This is a genomic window from Solibacillus faecavium (assembly GCF_014836905.1).
GTDB lineage: Bacteria > Bacillota > Bacilli > Bacillales_A > Planococcaceae > Solibacillus > Solibacillus faecavium.
In genome coordinates this window covers 118,481-137,883 of sequence record NZ_JACSPZ010000005.1, presented here as the reverse complement: position 1 = coordinate 137,883, position 19,403 = coordinate 118,481, and the positions used below count along the sequence as shown (strand labels likewise).

At 36.9% G+C, this 19,403-nt stretch carries 17 protein-coding genes; 13 read left to right on the top strand and 4 right to left on the bottom strand.

Going from position 1 to position 19,403, the window contains the following annotated elements; all coding sequences use genetic code 11:
• The first annotated feature begins 122 nt into the window (after nucleotides 1-122).
• The 8 genes from H9635_RS12245 (at nucleotide 123) to H9635_RS12210 (ending at nucleotide 8,031) form a co-directional block, all read left to right on the top strand.
• Nucleotides 123-1,271: a cysteine desulfurase family protein gene (locus H9635_RS12245; protein ID WP_191700588.1), complete on the top strand. Its 1,149-nt coding sequence runs from the start codon at nucleotides 123-125 to the stop codon at nucleotides 1,269-1,271.
• Nucleotides 1,268-2,479, top strand: coding sequence for a tRNA uracil 4-sulfurtransferase ThiI (gene thiI / locus H9635_RS12240; RefSeq protein WP_191700587.1), 1,212 nt, complete (start codon nucleotides 1,268-1,270; stop codon nucleotides 2,477-2,479). The genes H9635_RS12245 and thiI overlap by 4 nt, the downstream gene beginning before the upstream one ends.
• 109 nt (nucleotides 2,480-2,588) lie before the next feature.
• Nucleotides 2,589-2,795, top strand: coding sequence for an alpha/beta-type small acid-soluble spore protein (locus tag H9635_RS12235; protein WP_191700586.1), 207 nt, complete (start codon nucleotides 2,589-2,591; stop codon nucleotides 2,793-2,795).
• A gap of 166 nt (nucleotides 2,796-2,961) precedes the next feature.
• Entirely contained in the window at nucleotides 2,962-4,533 is a 1,572-nt protein-coding gene (mbcS, locus tag H9635_RS12230; RefSeq protein ID WP_191700585.1) for an acyl-CoA synthetase MbcS, read from the top strand.
• 160 nt (nucleotides 4,534-4,693) lie between these two features.
• Complete coding sequence (gene sppA / locus H9635_RS12225; RefSeq protein ID WP_191700584.1) at nucleotides 4,694-5,701, top strand: signal peptide peptidase SppA; 1,008 nt, start codon at nucleotides 4,694-4,696, stop codon at nucleotides 5,699-5,701.
• 14 nt (nucleotides 5,702-5,715) lie between these two features.
• Nucleotides 5,716-6,207, top strand: a complete 492-nt coding sequence (locus tag H9635_RS12220; protein ID WP_191700583.1) for an RDD family protein — start codon at nucleotides 5,716-5,718, stop codon at nucleotides 6,205-6,207.
• Nucleotides 6,208-6,390: 183 nt separating this feature from the next.
• Nucleotides 6,391-6,897 (top strand): thiol peroxidase, encoded by a 507-nt coding sequence (tpx, locus tag H9635_RS12215; RefSeq protein WP_191700582.1) that lies wholly within the window; start codon nucleotides 6,391-6,393, stop codon nucleotides 6,895-6,897.
• A gap of 192 nt (nucleotides 6,898-7,089) precedes the next feature.
• Nucleotides 7,090-8,031 carry a class I SAM-dependent methyltransferase gene (locus H9635_RS12210; RefSeq protein WP_191700581.1) on the top strand — a complete coding sequence of 314 codons (942 nt, stop codon included), beginning with the start codon at nucleotides 7,090-7,092 and terminating at the stop codon, nucleotides 8,029-8,031.
• Between the two features lie 117 nt (nucleotides 8,032-8,148).
• On the opposite strand, the gene H9635_RS12205 is transcribed toward H9635_RS12210, so the two are convergent.
• Nucleotides 8,149-8,595, bottom strand: a complete 447-nt coding sequence (locus H9635_RS12205; RefSeq protein ID WP_191700580.1) for a universal stress protein — start codon at nucleotides 8,593-8,595, stop codon at nucleotides 8,149-8,151.
• Nucleotides 8,596-8,918: 323 nt separating this feature from the next.
• On the opposite strand from H9635_RS12205, the gene ald reads away from it, so the two are divergent.
• Nucleotides 8,919-10,055: an alanine dehydrogenase gene (gene ald, locus H9635_RS12200; RefSeq protein ID WP_191700579.1), complete on the top strand. Its 1,137-nt coding sequence runs from the start codon at nucleotides 8,919-8,921 to the stop codon at nucleotides 10,053-10,055.
• A gap of 62 nt (nucleotides 10,056-10,117) precedes the next feature.
• Here the strand turns inward: ald and H9635_RS12195 are convergent, their stop codons facing one another.
• Both H9635_RS12195 and H9635_RS12190 read right to left on the bottom strand, forming a co-directional pair.
• Nucleotides 10,118-10,891 (bottom strand): SH3 domain-containing protein, encoded by a 774-nt coding sequence (locus H9635_RS12195; RefSeq protein ID WP_191700578.1) that lies wholly within the window; start codon nucleotides 10,889-10,891, stop codon nucleotides 10,118-10,120.
• A 433-nt stretch (nucleotides 10,892-11,324) separates the two neighbouring features.
• The gene (locus H9635_RS12190; RefSeq protein ID WP_191700577.1) at nucleotides 11,325-12,413 is read right to left on the bottom strand and encodes a M24 family metallopeptidase; all 1,089 of its coding nucleotides are present in this window, start codon (nucleotides 12,411-12,413) and stop codon (nucleotides 11,325-11,327) included.
• A 123-nt stretch (nucleotides 12,414-12,536) separates the two neighbouring features.
• On the opposite strand from H9635_RS12190, the gene H9635_RS12185 reads away from it, so the two are divergent.
• A complete protein-coding gene (locus tag H9635_RS12185; protein WP_191700576.1) occupies nucleotides 12,537-13,217 on the top strand; it encodes a metal-dependent hydrolase in 681 nt (226 codons plus the stop codon).
• Nucleotides 13,218-13,388: 171 nt separating this feature from the next.
• On the top strand, nucleotides 13,389-14,696 hold the full coding sequence (locus tag H9635_RS12180; protein WP_191700575.1) for a DRTGG domain-containing protein: 1,308 nt from the start codon (nucleotides 13,389-13,391) through the stop codon (nucleotides 14,694-14,696).
• Between the two features lie 77 nt (nucleotides 14,697-14,773).
• Here H9635_RS12180 and H9635_RS12175 read toward each other — a convergent pair whose 3' ends face one another.
• On the bottom strand, nucleotides 14,774-15,085 hold the full coding sequence (locus H9635_RS12175) for a YtpI family protein (RefSeq protein WP_191700574.1): 312 nt from the start codon (nucleotides 15,083-15,085) through the stop codon (nucleotides 14,774-14,776).
• Nucleotides 15,086-15,177: 92 nt separating this feature from the next.
• Between H9635_RS12175 and H9635_RS12170 the strand changes: the two genes are divergently transcribed.
• Complete coding sequence (locus H9635_RS12170; protein WP_191700573.1) at nucleotides 15,178-16,122, top strand: DHH family phosphoesterase; 945 nt, start codon at nucleotides 15,178-15,180, stop codon at nucleotides 16,120-16,122.
• Between the two features lie 19 nt (nucleotides 16,123-16,141).
• Nucleotides 16,142-19,216, top strand: a complete 3,075-nt coding sequence (dnaE, locus tag H9635_RS12165; RefSeq protein WP_191700572.1) for a DNA polymerase III subunit alpha — start codon at nucleotides 16,142-16,144, stop codon at nucleotides 19,214-19,216.
• Nucleotides 19,217-19,403 lie beyond the last annotated feature (187 nt).

Below are 19,403 nucleotides of genomic sequence, written 5' to 3'. Positions count from 1 at the left end.
CTATTATCACAACCTCTCTGCTTGAGATGAAATTACCTATAAAGTATTGCTTTGCGTTGGTTAAGTGTATTCACGCCACCTTGTCGCAAAGCTAAATAGTTAAAAAAGAAGGTAGAGTATAGATGATTTATTTAGATAATAGTGCGACAACAAAACCACACGAGGATGTTCTAAAAACATTCTTGGTAGTAAATGAACAATATTTTGCAAATCCGGCTTCCATCCATTGTGCCGGTGTTGAGTCAAATAAGTTATTAACAAAAGCTCGTGAGCAATTAGCAAGTATTCTCCATACTGATGAAAAAAACATATTGTTTACTTCCGGTGGAACTGAGTCGAATAATGCCGCGCTTTTTGGTCTTGCAAAATCAAGTAATTTTAGAGGAAAGCATATTATTACGACAGAAATAGAGCATCCCTCGATTTTGGAAGCTGTTAAGCGTTTAGAGGAAGAAGGCTATGACATCGACTATTTAAAAGTAAATAAGTCTGGGCTTATTTCTTTAGAGGAATTACAGCAAAAGCTTCGTAAAGATACTATTATCGTTAGTATTATGCACGTAAACAACGAAATGGGTGCAATACAGCCAATTAAAGAAGCAGCCCAAATAATTCATAAACAATGCCAAGCAATGTTCCACGTAGATGCGATACAAAGTTTCGGTAAGCTACCAGTATTGTTTGATGGTGATAATGGTCCAGATGTTATTTCCATTTCAGGACATAAAATTCATGGTCTGAAAGGGAGCGGTCTGTTAGCATTTCGTAAAAAACCACAACTGAAAGCATTTATCGTTGGTGGGGGACAGGAATTTGGTTTACGCAGTGGAACTGTTGCAGTACCACAAGCTGCTGCGTTGGCAAAAGCTGCACGTTTAGCTGTGGAGAAAATGCCTGTACATGTCGAGAACTTTAAAAAGTGGTCAGCTGAGCTGCATCATTTCTTTGAGCAATTTGATCAAGAGGTTTATATACTTTCCCCAAAAGACGGTGCAACACATATTTTATCGTTTAGTGTAAAAGGATTAAAAGGTGAAATTTTAATTAATGCATTACAAAAACGCGATATTATCGTTTCAACATCAAGTGCCTGTTCATCTAAACAAACGAAAACAAGCCATGTTGTGGAGGCAATGAATATCGATAGTCGCTATAAAAACGGCGTATTGCGTCTAAGCTTCGGCGCTAATAATACAGACGAAGATATTGCTGCGTTTAAAAAGCAATTTTCAGTAGTTATGAAAGAGTTAAAAGGAGAAATTACACAATGATTTTTAAAGAAATTTTAGTTCGCTACGGTGAATTATCAACAAAAGGTCGTAACAAAAAAGATTTTATCAGCCGTTTACGTGATAATGTTCGTTATTCATTCAATGATATTGCACCGCTGAAAATTCGTGCAGAACGTGATCGTATGTTTATCGAAATCGAAAACAAAGAGAAATTTGCTGTGTTAATGGAGCGTTTACCTAATGTATTCGGTATTCAATCTATCAGCCCCGTTGCATCATGTGAAAAAGACTTAGATGTAATGAAGGCGTTAGCTATGGATATTTTAGAAGACTACCGTGATCGAGGCGATTTAACTTTTAAAGTGGAAGTGCATCGTACAGATAAAACGTTCCCACTAGATACACATGAATTGCAGCGTGAAATGGGTGCAACCCTATTACCAAACTTTCCTAACTTTAAAGTAAAGGTGAAAAATCCGGATGTCGCACTTCGTATTGAAGTACGTGAAGATGCGATCTATATGATGGCACAAGTAATCCAAGGTGCTGGAGGAATGCCAATCGGTTCAAATGGCCGAACACTGTTAATGCTTTCCGGTGGTATTGATAGCCCAGTTGCTGGGTATTTAATGATGAAGCGTGGCGTTAGACTGGATGCCATTCACTTCTTCAGTCCACCATATACAAGTGATAATGCATTGCAAAAAGTAAAAGAACTAGCAAATGAGTTAACTAAATTCGGTGCAAATGTTCGCCTGCATGTCATTCCATTCACAGAATTGCAAGTAGCCGTAAAAGATGCAGTACCGGATAATATGTCTATGACTTCCACTCGTCGTATGATGATGAAAGTTGCTGATAAAGTTCGCGAAGAAATTGGTGCACTAGGAATCGTAACAGGTGAAAGCCTCGGGCAAGTTGCATCACAAACATTAGAAAGTCTAACTGCTATTAATGATGTGACAAACACGCCAATATTACGTCCGCTAATTTCAGCAGATAAAAATGACATCATTAAAATTGCCAAAGATATAGGCACCTACGAAACATCAATACAGCCTTTTGAAGATTGCTGTACGATTTTTACACCATCTAGTCCGAAAACTAAGCCAAAATTAGAAAAAGTACTACATTTTGAAAGCTTTACGGAATTCGATGATTTAATTGAACGAGCAGTGAAAAACCGCGAAGTTCATGTGTTTCCACAAAAGCAAGTAAAAGAAGATAAATTTGCTGATTTACTATAAGTTTAAACTCTAGAAATGATTTCCTAATCGAACTATAAATTACCTGCCTTTTTTGTGTATTAAACTTTTCTCCTGGTGCATTCTAATGTCACAAGGAGGTGAGCAACACATGGCAAACAACAATAGTTCTTCAAACAAATTACGTGTACCTGGTGCACAACAAGCGCTTGACCAAATGAAATACGAAATTGCACAAGAGTTTGGTGTACAATTAGGAGCAGAAGCATCATCTCGTGCAAACGGATCTGTAGGCGGAGAGATTACGAAACGCCTAGTTCAGATGGCTGAGCAACAATTACGTGGTGGAAACCAATAATTAAAATTTAAAAAAGGGACCGTTACTTTAAGTAGCGGTTCTTTTTTATTTTGCAGGTAATAAAATAATTTATTCATTAAAAAAATGGCGGAATATTTTGATATTAATGAATTGCATCATTATACTTAAATGGTAAGATCTTTTTAAACAAAGGGGAGATTTAAAAATGATTCAAGACTATTTAGTAGCACCGGCACATTATAATATTGTGGATGAATTTGAAAAGCACGAAAATAAAGCGAATAAAACTGCATTGATTTTTCAGGACGAAAATGGGAAGGAAAGTCGCTATACATATGAAGAACTTTTGCTGCAGGCAAATCAGGCTGCGAATGCTTTTTATGCAAAAGGGTTAAAAAAGGGTGATGTAATTTTAATTATGCTACCACGCTGTTTGGAAGCATATGTGTCATATATCGGTGCATTAAAAGCAGGGTTAGTAATAATTCCAAGTTCAGAATTACTAAGAGCAAAAGATATTGAATACCGTTTAATTCATTCTGAAGCAAAAGCAATTATCGTAATGGAGCAATTTGTAAAAGAATTTGAAAGTGTTGAAAGTTTATCCAAAGTTGAACGATTTATCGTTGGGAACAACAAAGAAGGTTGGACATCGTTAATGGATCTTGCTCAGCAACAATTAAACGAATTTAATTCTGTAAATACAACATCAAATGATTTAGCATTTTTAGCCTATACATCCGGTACAACAGGAAATCCGAAAGGTGTAATGCATTCGCACGGCTGGGGATATGCACATTTACGTACAACAGCGGCAGAATGGCTTGGCGTACAGGATGGAGATACGGTATGGGCAACAGCAGCACCTGGTTGGCAAAAATGGATTTGGAGTCCTTTTTTAGCGGTGTTGGGAAGTGGCGCAACAGCATTCGTATATAAAGGAAAGTTTGATGCAAAGCAATATTTGCAATTAATAGAGCAACATAAAATAAATGTGCTTTGCTGTACACCAACTGAATACCGCATGATGGCTAAATTGGACCAATTAGGGTCATTTGATTTAAATTCATTGCGAAGTGCAGTATCTGCAGGTGAACCGTTAAATCGGGAAGTAATCGAAACATTTAAGCGAGAGCATAATTTAGTAGTGCGGGATGGATATGGGCAAACGGAAAACACATTGCTAATAGGAACATTGCTAAATACAGAATTACGTTCCGGTTCTATGGGAAAACCGACTCCTGGTAACATTATTGAACTGGTAAATGAGGATGGTGAGCCGGTTCCGGTAGGTGAAGTTGGGGATATTGCTGTACACAAATCAACGCCAGCACTATTTAAAGGCTACTATAAAGACCCAGAGCGTACAGCGATTCAATATCGTGGAGATTGGTATATAACTGGAGACCGTGCTACAAAAGATGATGAAGGTTACTTCTGGTTTGAAGGACGCAATGATGATATTATTATTTCTTCCGGCTACACAATTGGTCCGTTTGAAGTGGAAGATGCTTTAACGAAGCATCCGGCAGTCCAAGAGTGTGCAGTCGTTGCAAGTCCAGATGAAGTACGGGGAAATATCGTAAAAGCTTTTATTGTACTAAAAGACCAATCGTTGAAAGATAGCCCAACAATTGTTGAAGATTTACAAAATCACGTTAAACAACTGACAGCACCATACAAATATCCACGTGTGATTGAGTTTTTAGATGAATTACCTAAAACAATTTCAGGGAAAATACGTCGTGTCGAACTGCGTTCAAAAGAGTTGAAATAACAGTTTCCGACATTATTTCCTGGGGAATAAGGGGAAAAGGTGGCGAATTTTGCCGCCTTTTTTTGCGGGAAATGGAGGTGAAATAAAATGGGGAGATGATTTGCCTTTTCATTGAAACTTTTTTAATATACCATCGTACATATAATAAGGAGGCGAAGACATGAATACAAAACGAGTAGTAGCTTTAATAATAGCTGCCGTATTATTATTTTTCTCAATAGGGATTAATACTATTATTACAATTTTTAAAACGGATTTCTTTAGTAGCTTTGATATGCTAGGGTCAGATGCACTTACATATGAAAATGTAGTCGAAACAGGTGATTTTACGAAGCGTATTGCTAATCTAAAAGTTGATGGTGTAATTCAGGATGTTGGTGAACCAAGTATTTGGGAAACTGTGGATTATAATCATCAAGTATTTCTTGAACAGCTGGACGCTGTTTTAAACGATGAAACAGTTAAGGGGGTTCTTTTAACGGTTAATACGCCAGGTGGTGGTGTAATTGAATCAGAAGAAATATATCAAAAGTTATTACAGATTAAAGAAGAAAGACAAATACCGATTTATGTAACGATGGGGGCGATGGCTGCTTCTGGTGGCTATTATATCTCAGCACCAGCAGATAAGATTTTTGCTCAACGTGAAACGATTACAGGATCTATTGGTGTAATTATGCAGTCGATCAATTATGAAAAATTAGCTGAAAAAATTGGCGTAGAATTTGAAACGATTAAATCCGGCGAACATAAAGATATGTTCGGTGGGCCACGTCCTTCTACTAAAGAAGAGCTGGCAATGCTTCAGGAGATGATTGATGAGTCGTATGAACACTTTGTCGATATTATTGAAGCTGGACGTAATATGTCGGAAGCAGAAGTGAAAAAAGTTGCGGATGGTCGTGTATTAGGTGGTACACAGGCATTAAGAGCTGGCTTAGTCGATGAAATTGGTAATAAAGAGGCAGCTATCAATGCATTACGGGCAGACCATGACCTGGAAGATGCACAGTTGTTTGAATATACGATGGATACATCGAGCTGGGGTTCATTATTAGGTATGAAATTGGGTTCAATGTTTAGCCCATCAGCAGAATCACAAGTTTTATCTAAAATTATTTCATCAACGAATTCACCGCGTATGATGTATTTATACGGGGACTATTAATAGGGGGGAAAGCAATGACTGAAGCAATCGAAGTAGTTGATACAACATCTGCCGAAGAGCTGCCTTCTATTAAACAAAAAACAGCGGGTTTTTGGATGCGTTTTTGGGCTTTTATACTGGATTCTCTAGTTGTTAGTGCAATAGTGGGGATATCTATAAAACCAATATTTGCCTTAATGGATTGGAACACAGCTAGCAATGTCTGGTATGCACCAATGACCATTATATCCGGAATCATTTTTTATGCTTATTTTGTTCTGCTGACGAAATTCTTCAAGCAAACATTTGGGAAAATGGTTTTTGGCATAAAGGTAGAAAAAGAAAATGGCGAACCTTTGGACTGGATGACTATTCTCTTTCGTGAAGTAGTAGGCAGATTCATTAATAGTACATTATTGTACTTACCATATTTAATCGTCGCATTTTCGCCGAATAATAAAAGTATTGCAGATTATTTTGCGGATACTGTTGTCATTCATGAGAAAATTTATACTAAAGATGTTTAAGAAAAATTAGAAGGGGAAATGTACATTATCGACACCTTCTATATAAAAGCAAAGGGTTGCTTCGTAATCAATTTTGATGCTGAGCAATCCTTTTCTTTATTTGGGAGTGAATGTGAGTTCAGTTAGTTGCATTTTTCAAATCATGTTTAGTAATATTAGGGAATATAAAGGAGGCGTATAGTTATGGCACAAGTAACATTTAAAAACGGTCCGGTAACATTAATCGGCAATGAAGTAAAAGTAGGGGATCAAGCCCCGGATTTTAAAGTATTAGCAAATGATCTATCTGAGGTAACACTAAAAGACTCTGAAGGTAAAATTCGCTTATTTTCAGTAGTACCATCATTAGAAACAGGTGTTTGTGACAAGCAGACACGTACATTTAATGAAGCGGCAGCTAGTTTAGGTGAAAATGTAGTTATTTATACAGTTTCAATGGACTTGCCATTTGCTCAAAAACGCTGGTGTGGAGCAGCAGGTATTGACAATGTCGTTACAGTATCTGACCACCGCGATGCATCTTTTGGCGAAGCGTATGGCGTACATATGAAAGAATTACGCCTATTAGCACGTTCAATTTTTGTAGTGGATGAAGCCGGTAAAGTAACTTATGTAGAATATGTTCCAGAAGGTACAGACCACCCAAATTATGACGCAGCGATTGAAGCTGTAAAAGCTCTTTCAAAATAATTTCGTTTTTTACGATTTTGTTGTAAAGTAAATACATGATGATGGATACCCACTCAATAATTATTGAGTGGGTTGTTCATTTGTGGATTGAGAAATAGATTTCAACAAGGAATCCACAGAAGAAAAGAGGTGTTGTCTCACTTTTTAGTGGGAATCGTTTCTTTGATGAATAGGAATGAGGGAGTTATTTTTATGGAGAAGTTTGAACAAATCTTTAAATACATTAATGACCATGCTGAAACTATTGTTGCCCAGGAAGAGCAGGATTATTTAGAAGCGTTGTTACAAACATTGGAAGAAACACTTGATGGGAAATTTGAGTGGCAAGTAGAAGGTGCAACTAAGGAAGATATGCGTAAAGCTATCCAAATTGCGATTCTTAAAGGTATGCGTAAAAGTGCTCAGCCAAATCACCAAATGACCCCTGACACGTTAGGACTGATTGTGAGCCATTTTGTGGAGCGCTGCTTTGAACAGGAACTCACTGAGCGACCAATATCAATAGTAGACCCAGCCTTAGGGACAGGGAATTTACTGTTTACATTAATGAATGCGTTTGACGGCAAAGTTAAGGCAACTGGAGTTGAAGTTGATGATGTGTTAATTCGATTAGCTGCAGCAACTGGAGACTTAGTAGAACAGCCCGTAACGCTGTTTCGCCAAGATGCGCTCGAGAAGTTATTAGTCGATCCGGTGGATGCAGTGGTATGCGATTTACCTGTTGGCTATTATCCGAACGAAGAAGTAGCACTTGATTATGAATTATGTGCAGCAGAAGGAATGAGCTATTCACACCACTTATTTATCGAGCAATCGTTAAATTACACAAAAGAAGGCGGTTTTGCATTATTCCTTGTTCCATCTAATTTATTTGAAACAGAGCAAGCTAAGCAATTACATCAGTATATTAAAGGTCATGCATGGATTCAGGCTGTCATTCAACTACCTGAAAATCTATTTTCTTCAAAGGCACATGAGAAAAGTATTTTAATTTTGCAAAAGCAAAGTACACAACTAAAAGCACCACGTGAAGTATTATTAGCAAAAGTGCCTAATATGTCCAATAGAGAAGCATTGGCAATGTTTTTTGAAAAGGTACGTATGTGGAAGGAAAGCAATAATCAAAAACGTTAATTCACATTAAGACGTTAGTTTTGTTAATGACTGTACAGCTAATGAAACTAGATATTTTTGAACTAAAAAAGCCATCTTCTCAAATTGAGGAGATGGCTTTTTGCTTTTAAAATGAATTCATTCTGGAGTACGAATTACTAATACGTCACATTTAGCAGTACGAACGATTGATTCAGAAACTGAACCGATTAAGAAACGTTCAACGGCGTTTAAACCAGTAGCTCCACAAATGATTAAGTCTGCTTCAACAATATTTGAAAGATCTTTTGTAATGATATTTTTAGGAGAACCATACTCGATGATAAGGTTTACATTCTCAACACCTGCTTCTTCTGCCTGCTTTTTATAGCCATTCAGTAATTCTTCAGAGTGTTGTTGAGCACGCTCAGCGATTGAACGGTCATAAGCTTCGATAGCGGCAAAAGAACGTGTATCGATAACGTTTACTAGATTAATTGTTGCACCTTCATTACGTTTTGCTACATCAATTGATTTTCGGAACGCATATTCAGCCTCTTTAGAACCGTCTACTGCTACTACAATGCTTTTATAATGATTTGCCATTTCCATTACCTCCTAATTTTTCTATGACTTTATTATAACAAATGATTTTCGAATGGAAATAGCTAACACGGAAAATTAAAAAAATTACTATTGTTATGTCGTGTATTATATGGAAAACGTACATAATTTGTTCAAATACTATGATAATATATTTTTATTACAATTTTAAATTTAATTTTGATTTTAAATATTTTTTGCAAGTTCATTATTCTGAATAAACTTTATATTTAAAATAAATCTACTATTTTTGTGTTAAAGTTGGTAGAATGGATTTGAATTATGTTATGCATTTTTCTAAGCGATGTTTATAGGGAGGAATTACGTTGAAAATCGGGGTACCGAAAGAGATAAAAAATAATGAAAATCGAGTGGCAATGACACCAGCAGGAGTATTGTCATTAATTGCTAATGGTCATGAAGTGTATATTGAACAAGGTGCTGGCTTAGGTTCGGCATTTACAGATGATGACTATATTGCAGCAGGTGCAAAAATTGTTGATACAGCTGCAGATGCATGGAATGCGGAAATGGTTCTGAAAGTAAAAGAACCAGTTAAAAGCGAATATAATTATTTCCGTGAAGGTTTAATATTATTTACGTATCTACATTTGGCACCAGAACCAGAGCTTACAAAAGCATTAATTGAAAAACGTGTTACGGGAATTGCCTATGAAACCGTTCAATTACCAAACCGTTCATTACCACTATTGACACCGATGAGTGAAGTGGCAGGGAAAATGGCGACTCAAGTTGGTGCGCATTATTTAGAGAAATACCAAGGTGGAAAAGGAATTTTACTTGGGGGTGTCTCAGGTGTTCCACGCGGAAAAGTAACTGTAATTGGTGGGGGTATTGCTGGTACGAATGCAGCGAAAATTGCAGTTGGTATGGGTGCGGATGTAACAATAATTGATTTAAGCCCGGAACGTTTACGTCAGCTTGAAGATATTTTCGGTCGTGATGTACAAACTTTAATTTCAAATCCATACAATATTGCTGATGCTGTTCGCTCAGCAGATTTAGTTATAGGTTCTGTTTTAATTCCTGGAGCTAAGGCACCAAAATTAGTAACAGAAGAAATGATTAAATCGATGTCACCAGGTTCAGTAGTAGTTGATATTGCGATCGACCAAGGTGGCTGTTTCGAAACTTCTGAAAAAGTTACAACACATGACAACCCAACATTCGTTAAACATGATGTAGTTCACTATACAGTTGCAAATATGCCAGGTGCAGTGCCACGCACATCTACACTTGCATTAACAAATAATACTGTGCCATATGCATTGCAAATTGCCAATAAAGGATTCATTAAAGCATGTTTAGACAACCCAGCGTTAAAGCTTGGTTTAAACACGGTTGATGGGCATGTTGTCTATGAGGCGGTAGCAGATGCACAGGGATTACCTTATGTAGCTGTGGATGACGTTTTAGGCGTATTAACAGGATTAAACAGCTAAAAGTATGAATAATAAAACACTCGGATGTTACTAATAACGTCCGAGTGTTCTTTTATGAATGTTTATTTCACTGAAACAAGCTCTGTCGTAATTTCACCTTCAAAGTTAGTAACTCGAATTATACCGTAATCCTTTGCTAAATAAAGTTTAGATCCGTTTGGGTATTTAATGACTACAACATTTTTAAATGTCCCTGCTTTAGTCTTTAAAGTAGTCGAAGTACTTTCGACAGTTACCTCTGTTTTCGTATCCGATTCAATTCCATAATCCGTATCATAAATTGTCGATTTTTCCTTCATCGGATAACTTAAAGAAAAGAAGAATACATCGGAATAGGCAACACCAAGTTCGAAACTATTTTCATTTTCAATATATGTGTAGCCAATAAACTCTTCTTCCATTAAGCTAACGGAATTCCTTATATCCGGATTCACGGCAGCTTTATACGTAGTTTTTGCTCCACCTTCCAATGATGGTTCATACGTATAGCTTCGATTAGCTTTAGGGAGTAGACCGTTTGTAATAACAGGCGCTTTTTTCGGTTCATATTTTTTCGGTTCTTGTTTTGTTAAAGTTTTTGAAAGAATATAACCTTTATTGCCGTTATGTTTTATATAAGACCATTGACCTTCTTTTGAAAGAACAGTAACTTTAGAAAATTTTTCAAGAAGTGTTAATTTTTTTGCACTAGGTGATGGAGCATCACGTAAAAAAGTATTTTCTTCCGCATTAATAAACTGAGTCGACTCGGCATGTGCTGGCTGCGTTTGTAATAAGCTAAATGGCATTAGAAGCATGAGCAAGATGATTAGCATAAATAACGATAATTTTTTCATGATGCACTCCCTTTCTTCGTATTTATTTCCTCTTGTAAATTACCTATTCCTCAATTTTACCTATAGAAAACAAGTAAAGATTTGGGAATAGCCTTAAAAGTACATTAATCCTAGTAGTTGAATACTACTTGAAAACGTTGATATGCCTTCACTTAACATCTTATTCTCACAACAAAAATTTATATCATATCTCCTGGAAAAAATATTCTCAAGGACAAGTATATTACTCAGACTTTTCTTTATTCCTACTTTATTAAACAAATTTATAAAATGTACTAAACGAGTAAATTGTTGAATTCAGATGAAACAACTTTATGAAATTACCCTTATAATCCACAAAAAAAGCTGTATGAAAGTTAAAACGCAACTTTCAATACAACTTTTTAAAAAGATAAATTATATTTTTAGGACTGTTAAACAAGACAGCCAGATTTTAAAGGATAACTAATTCCTTAGTAAACTTCGTTAATACTTCTACGCCGTCATTTGTTACGACTACATCATCTTCAATTCGAACTCCGGCTGCATCTGATTTATAAATTCCTGGCTCGATAGTAAATACTGTACCAGGCTGTAACGTCATTTCGTTTGTTCCTGTAATCGATGGGAACTCATGAACAGAAATTCCAAGCCCGTGACCTAATCGGTGCGTGAAATATTCTCCGAAGCCTGCATCTGTAATAATATCGCGAGAGATTTTATCTAAATCCATTGCACGAACTCCAGGTTTTACTGCTTCGATTGCAGCTTCATTTGCACGGCGTACTGTATTGTATATTTTCATTTGCTCTTCATTTGGCTGACCGAATGCTACTGTTCGTGTAATATCTGAACAATATCCTTCATAAATTACGCCTAAATCAAATAAGATGAAGTCACCTTTTTGGATTTTACGATCTCCTGGTGTACCATGTGGAGAAGCTGTTTTTTCACCGGCTAGCACCATTGTATTAAAGCTCATCGCATGGCCTTTCGCTTTAATAGCAGATTCAATCGTATTTAAAATTTCCATTTCTGTTTTGCCTTCAGCGATTGCATCACAACCTACTTCAATTGCAAAGTCTGCTAATTGCGCTGCTTTACGTAACTTCACAAGCTCTTCTTCGTCTTTGCAAATTCGGAGTGCATTTACCTTTTCATCGATATTTGTAAACTTTAATGTTTCAAAACGTTCTTGTATTGCTTCTAAACGTTCAACAGTCAAATGGGATTTTTCGATTGCCAATGTATTGAATGCTACGTTACGTGCTTTAACAGCGTTTGCCACAACATCCCATGCATTTTGAGTGTCTTCATGTCCGATTACTTCATAAGTCCATCCCGCTGCTACAACGTCTGGTATTTCCATTTTCGGACAAATTAAAAAAGGCTCTGCGTCTTTAAATACCATGACACCGAGTAAACGTTCATGCGGATCACTTTTAAAATTAGAAAAGTAAAACACATTATCGGGAGTAGTGATAAAAGCAGCATCCCACTCATTTTCTACTAAATATTGCTGTAATTGATTTTGCTTTGACATATTAAAAATCCCCTTTTATTTCCTAAGAATGAATTCATAATTAAGCATATCAAAAAAAGGAGATTTATGCATAAATATCGAATATATTAGTGGTGACAATATATCTTTTAGGAGGGTAATTTTATGAAAGTTTCATATCATGGGCATTCAATTATAAAAATAGTAACGAATGGTACAACTATATTAATAGACCCTTTTATAAATGGGAATGGTCTTACAGATTTAAAAGTTGAAAACGAAAATCCGGATGTTATTTTACTGACACATGGTCATAATGATCACGTAGGAGATACGGTAGAGTTGGCCAAAAAGAATAATGCGCTCGTTGTAGCACCTAATGAGCTAGCCGATTATTTAGGCTGGCAAGGGTGCAATGTGCATAATATGCATATTGGAGGAGCTCATGAATTCGAGTTTGGAAAAGTGAAATTTACCCAGGCTTTCCATGGTTCTTCATATGTAACGGAGAATAAGGAAATCATTTATACGGGTATGCCTTCAGGGATTTTATTTACAGCAGAAGGAAAAACAATCTACCATGCTGGAGATACGGCATTGTTTGGAGATATGGAACTGATCGGAAAACGTCATCCAATTGACGTTGCTTTCCTGCCAATAGGAGACAACTTTACAATGGGACCAGAAGATGCTGCATATGCAGTAACATTACTAAAACCAAAAATTGTTGTACCAATTCACTACAATACATTCCCGCCAATTACTCAAAATCCTGATGAATTTGCGAAGCTTGTAGAAGGGGCGGAAGTCCAAATTCTACAGTCAGGGGAATTTGTTGAATTTTAATATGAAAAAAGCAAACTGCCCAACTTAGCAGACCAGGTTGGGCAGTTTGTCTTATTTTCTACTGTTTTTTATAAGTAATAATGAGGGTATAGATATGGAAAATATATAATTGCAACGTTTAAATATGGTACACTAGGGACATAAATGAATGATGAGAAATAGGTGATGTAATTGTCAACGAAACACGAAAAGATTTTACAATACATTGAATCACTACCAGTTGGCGATAAAATTTCAGTTCGTCAAATTGCAAAGGAAATGCAAGTGAGTGAAGGGACAGCCTATCGTGCGATTAAAGAAGCTGAAAATCGTAGGTTAGTCAGCTCAATTGAACGTGTAGGAACGATCCGTATTGAAAAGAAAAAGAAAGAAAATATTGAACGATTAACATTTGCAGAAATTGTAAATATTATTGATGGTCAAGTGTTGGGTGGAAAGTCAGGGCTACATAAGACGTTAACTAAGTTTGTAATCGGTGCGATGAAGCTTGACGATATGATGCGATATACAGATGCAGGAAGCCTTCTGATTGTCGGAAACCGTACACAAGCTCATGAATATGCATTAAAAACCGGTGCGGCCGTATTAATTACAGGTGGTTTTGATACGACGGATTCAAACAAAGCATTGGCTGATGAATTGGATTTACCGATTATTTCGACTAGTTACGATACGTTTACTGTAGCAACAATGATTAACCGTGCTATTTATGACCAATTAATTAAAAAAGATATTTTGCTTATTGAAGATGTATATGTTCCAATGGAGGATACTGCTGTTTTAAGAAATAGTGATACGATTGCAGACTTCCATAAACAGAATCGCCGAACTACACACGGGGCATTCCCTGTATTAACACATCAAAACAAGCTAGTTGGAATGATTACAAGTAAGGATGTTATTGGTAAAGAAGAGTCAGAGCCGATTGATAAGGTTATGACAAAGAGTCCAATTGCAGCTTCTATGAAAACAAGTGTAGCCTCTGCTGGTCACCGAATGATTTGGGAAGGGATAGATTTGCTTCCAGTCATAGATGAAGATGGCTTGTTAAAAGGGGTCATTAGCCGTCAGGACGTATTAAAGGCGATTCAATTAGCGCAGCGTCAGCCACAGCACGGAGAGACAATTGATGATTTAGTTAAAAATGAGATGCGCGTCATGGGTGAAGAAGATATTGCTGTGGAATTTACAGTCACACCGCAAATGACGAATCAATTTGGCGCGATTTCTTATGGTGCCTTTACGATTTTACTTTCAGAAGTTGGGGCTTTTGCTTTGAAACGTCGTAAGCGTGGGGAAGCCGTTGTAGAAAATATGAATATTTACTTCATCAAGCCAGTACAGATGGAGAGTGTATTAACGGTTCGTCCAAGAATTTTGGACATGTCACGTAAATTTGTGAAGATGGATTTTGAAGTATTCAGTGGAGCAAATCTTGTTGGAAAAGCAATGATGACTTTCCAGCTTTTAGAAAGATAATGATAGCAGTAATATTGAATTTTAATAATAAAAAGGGTGTCCTCAAGGTAAAATACCTTTAGAAACACCCTTCTCATTTACTTATTCAATTCATATTCTTCATGTACGTAACGACCTTCATGGCGCATACGTTTATAATTGTTTATACCTAAGCCGGCACCTAAAACAATAAATACAGCTGCAATGGCAAAACCAATTATATCAGGATATAAGATAATTGCATTAAGACCGAAGAAAATCAAAAATGCTGCAAGTGAAACACCTGCTTTTGCAGTGTACCATTTTCGGCGAATAGGCAAAGTGGAGCGGAATTGCTTCGTTTTAAAATAAAAGTAAAATACAAGTGATGCTACAATACCAGCAACGAATAGAAAATTTAAATAGACCATAGTGAACCTCCTAGTAGCCAAACTACTAAATATTGTAACGATTTTTCTTGGAAAATGATATAGGTATTCACTATGTGCGAGGGGGAAATGTTGTGAAACGTCAAATAATTGACAAAATTAAACAATATGACACGATTATACTGCATCGTCATGTACGGCCAGATCCAGATGCATATGGTTCTCAAATTGGCTTGGCAGAATTAATCCGTGCGAATTATCCGGAAAAAGAAGTATATACAGTCGGCGAACATGATCCGTCTTTATCGTTTTTAGCTATCCCACAGCATATAGAAGATACGCAGTTTAATAATGCACTCATTATTGTAACTGATACAGCAAATACAGAGCGTATTGATGATGATCGTTATCAAAAAGGTGACTTTATTATTAAAATTGATCACCATCCAAATGACGATGCATATGGTGACCTACTTTGGGTTGATACGAATGCAAGCTCATGCAGTGAGATGGTTTATGAACTTTATGAGGAAGGCAGAGAATATGCTAATTGGCAAATGTCCGATGCAGCAGCTCGTCTTTTATTTGCAGGAATAGTTGGAGATACGGGGCGCTTTTTATTCCCAAGTGCTAGTCCAAAAACATTTGAAACTGCAGGTCAACTAATCCAATATAATTTCGACCGCAATCAAGTGTTTGATGGTATGTACGAAATGGACCGCAAATTATTAAATCTTCAAGGTTATATATATCAGCATTTCGAAATGGATGAAAACGGAGCGGCTTCGATTAAATTGCCTACATCTGTTTTACAGCAATATGATGCAACACCTTCCGAAACATCTCTTTTAGTTGGCTCATTGGGAAATGTGAAAAATATCCGAGCATGGGTTATGTTTATCGAAGACAATGATACAATTCGTGTGCGGATACGTTCAAAAGGTCCGGTTATCAATGGACTGGCAAAAAAATATAATGGTGGAGGGCACCCATTGGCATCCGGTGCAACAGCCTATACTTGGGAAGAGGCAGATCAAGTAATTGATGATTTAAAAGCTATTTGTAAAGAATATAAATAATATGTTGGAGGGATGAAGCGTGACTGTATATCCACAAATACGGACAAGTGCCGATTTATTAAAAAGTACAATTCGTCTTGAAGAGCTCATCCCTTTTTTACATCAACAAAAGGCAAAAAGCTGTGCAATCGTCAATACGAAATTGTACGGACTTTTGCCTTTTTGGTTTGAAATGAAAAGGGCTGGCATACACCCGGTAATTGGACTGACAATACAGCTAGAATGGACAGAAGAACAGTCATTACCGCTTGTATTATACGCGAAAACAAATGAAGGCTATCAAAACTTATTGAAGATTTCCAGTAGTATTGCGATACGAACAGAACAGACAATTCCTTTACGATGGCTGCTGGCTTATGGAAAAGGAATAGCCTTCATGATACCTGCACTTGACTTACAAGGAAGATGGCTGCAGCAAACGGCCGAGAAAACAATGCTGGAGATTAAAAATGCATATTCAAATGAGCTGTATGTTGGAATTTCCCGTGGATCAAATGAAGCCCCTTCTGAAAGACAAGCTATAGAATTTGCTGTTAAAAATGGCCTGCCCATTGTTGCGACACATGAATCGTTGTTTATGAAAGAAGAAGATTTCTTTTCATATGAAGTGGCCAAGGCGATTGAAACAGGTGTGAAGCTCAATGAAGCTGCTAAAAGCAACAAAGAACAAAGCTATGTATTAACTGCGGAGCAATGGCAAGGGAAATTTCATGATGAGCCCCAATGGTTGATACAAATGGAGAATCTATTAATGAGCTGTCAAGTTCAGTTGACAACAAATGATGTATATATGCCGAAGTTTCCTCTTCAAGAAGGGGATACCGCAGAAAGTATATTGCAACAGCAAGTAGTTGCAGGGCTTCAGCGCAGATTAAAAATGGATTCATTGCCGACTCGCTATTTGGAACGTATAAATTATGAGCTGAATGTTATTCAATCAATGGGGTATTCTGACTACTTTTTGATCGTGGCCGATTTTATGCGCTTTGCAAGGGAAGAACAAATATTAACAGGTCCGGGACGAGGATCATCGGCATCATCACTCGTTGCCTATGCACTTGAAATTACACAAGTGGACCCTTTGCAATATGATTTATTATTCGAACGCTTTTTAAACCCTGAACGTATTACATTACCGGATATCGATATAGATTTTTTAGATACGAGACGTCATGAAGTAATTCAATATGTTGCTAGAAAATATGGGAAGCAGTATGTCGCTCAAATTATTACGTTTGGTACGCTTTCAGCAAAAGCGGTTGCACGGGATGTCGCTCGAATGTTCAATTTTGAAAGTGAAACATTGGAGATGATTTCTAAGCTCATTCCAAATAAACCAGGTATTACGTTACAGGAAGCTTACTCGAAGTCGGAAAATTTACGAACATGGATAGCAGCAGAGCCAATCCGCCAAAAGTGGTTTCAAACGTCTCTTCGATTGGAGGGCCTACCTCGAAATGCTTCGACACATGCAGCGGGTGTCGTATTAAGTCCGATTCCATTAGTCGATATCGTGCCAATTGAAGATGGGCATGATGGAATTTATTTAACACAATGGCCAATGCTTGAAGTTGAACAAACTGGATTGTTAAAAATTGATTTTTTAGGGTTGCGTAATTTAACGATTCTTGAACAAATAAGAAAATCCATTCAGTTTACACACGATATTCGACTAGATTTCAATCAAATTCCTCTTAATGACCAGAAAACGTTTGAACTGCTGCAACATGGGGATACAGCTGGTATCTTTCAGCTCGAATCAGAGGGAATGAGAAATGCTTTACGGGAAATAAAACCAACACACTTTTTAGATATTGTTGCGGTAAATGCATTATATAGACCAGGTCCAATGGAGTTTATCCCACTTTATGCAAGAAGGAAGCATAAAAAAGAGCAGGTAATGATGCCGCACCCCGATTTAACGCCAATTTTGGAAGAGACGCATGGGGTTATTATTTATCAAGAACAAATTATGCGTATAGCCAATGTAATGGCAGGATTTTCATTTGGACAGGCAGATTTGCTCCGTCGTGCTGTAAGTAAAAAGAAGCGTGATGTGTTGGAACAGCAACGCGCCTCTTTCGTGCAAGGTGCGTTAGAAAAAGGCTATACAGAGCAAGTGGCAGAAGAGGTATATGCATTAATTGTACGCTTTGCCGATTATGGTTTCCCAAAAAGCCATGCAGTCGCATATAGTATCATTTCGTATCACATGGCATATTTGAAAGCAAATTACCCTGTTAATTTCTATGCAGCCCTTCTTACAAATGCAACGGGCAATTCAGAAAAGCTAGCACAAATTTTAATGGAGGCAAAAGCAAGGGGAATTGAAATTCTGCCGCCGTCGATTAATCGAAGTATGCGCCATTTTAAAGTAGAAGCCGGGAAGATCCGTTTTAGCTTTTCGGCGATTAAAGGGGTACCACAGCCCTTTTTGCAAAAGTTGCTAACTGCCCGTGAAGAAAGACAAAAGCCGTTCGAATCCATATTTGATTTAGCGGTTACCATGACGACAGCGAATTTCACCCGTAAAATTATCGAACCGTTGATTAAGGCAGGGGCACTTGATGAATTTGGAAAAGATCGCGCAACATTACTTGCTACAATTGAAGGGGCACAAAAACAAGCTGATTTTGTGCGGCCTGGTGGAGATGATTTATTTGAAGGCGCACTACTTGCATTTGGAAAGCCGAAATACAGTGAAACATCACCGATACCGGAAAAAATAAAGTTGCAATATGAAAAAGAAGTACTCGGTTTTTATTTATCCGACCATCCAATTGTAAAAGTACGCAAACATTTCCCGGAGGTTACAGCGACAGTCCAAACTTTATCCCAATTGAAAGATAATACTTACGTAAAAATGATTGGTCAAGTTCAGGAAATTCGTCAGCTCCGTACGAAACGAGGAGAACTGATGGCATTTGTCCAATTAGAAGATGAATATGGGGCGGTCTCTTTAACACTTTTTCCAAAAGAATACGAGAAAGTTGTTGGTAAATTACAGGAGGATACTTTACTTTATATTGAAGGGTTTTTCGAACATCGTTTTAATAAGTCCCAAATAAAAATTAAGGATATTATTATAAAATAAATAGTATTATAGAGCGTTTCTAATAAAATTAGAAACGCTCTTTTTATATTACTTCATCAAATTTTATCGAAAAAACATAAAAATAGTTATATATTCGCAAATTTTATTATATATAAGATTATAGTTTTATAATTTCCCTTTACAACTTCAAAAACATTTTGTATTCTTACTTTATAAACTGGTCTGA

Excerpts from the sequence above, each read along its gene's own strand:
- mbcS (WP_191700585.1), top strand. The coding sequence starts at position 2,962 with ATGATTCAAGACTATTTAGTAGCACCGGCACATTATAATATTGTGGAT.
- sppA (WP_191700584.1), top strand. The coding sequence starts at position 4,694 with ATGAATACAAAACGAGTAGTAGCTTTAATAATAGCTGCCGTATTATTA.
- H9635_RS12210 (WP_191700581.1), top strand. The coding sequence starts at position 7,090 with ATGGAGAAGTTTGAACAAATCTTTAAATACATTAATGACCATGCTGAA.
- thiI (WP_191700587.1), top strand. The coding sequence starts at position 1,268 with ATGATTTTTAAAGAAATTTTAGTTCGCTACGGTGAATTATCAACAAAA.
- tpx (WP_191700582.1), top strand. The coding sequence starts at position 6,391 with ATGGCACAAGTAACATTTAAAAACGGTCCGGTAACATTAATCGGCAAT.
- H9635_RS12235 (WP_191700586.1), top strand. The coding sequence starts at position 2,589 with ATGGCAAACAACAATAGTTCTTCAAACAAATTACGTGTACCTGGTGCA.
- H9635_RS12185 (WP_191700576.1), top strand. The coding sequence starts at position 12,537 with ATGAAAGTTTCATATCATGGGCATTCAATTATAAAAATAGTAACGAAT.
- H9635_RS12220 (WP_191700583.1), top strand. The coding sequence starts at position 5,716 with ATGACTGAAGCAATCGAAGTAGTTGATACAACATCTGCCGAAGAGCTG.
- H9635_RS12245 (WP_191700588.1), top strand. The coding sequence starts at position 123 with ATGATTTATTTAGATAATAGTGCGACAACAAAACCACACGAGGATGTT.
- H9635_RS12195 (WP_191700578.1), bottom strand. The coding sequence starts at position 10,891 with ATGAAAAAATTATCGTTATTTATGCTAATCATCTTGCTCATGCTTCTA.
- H9635_RS12190 (WP_191700577.1), bottom strand. The coding sequence starts at position 12,413 with ATGTCAAAGCAAAATCAATTACAGCAATATTTAGTAGAAAATGAGTGG.
- H9635_RS12205 (WP_191700580.1), bottom strand. The coding sequence starts at position 8,595 with ATGGCAAATCATTATAAAAGCATTGTAGTAGCAGTAGACGGTTCTAAA.
- H9635_RS12175 (WP_191700574.1), bottom strand. The coding sequence starts at position 15,085 with ATGGTCTATTTAAATTTTCTATTCGTTGCTGGTATTGTAGCATCACTT.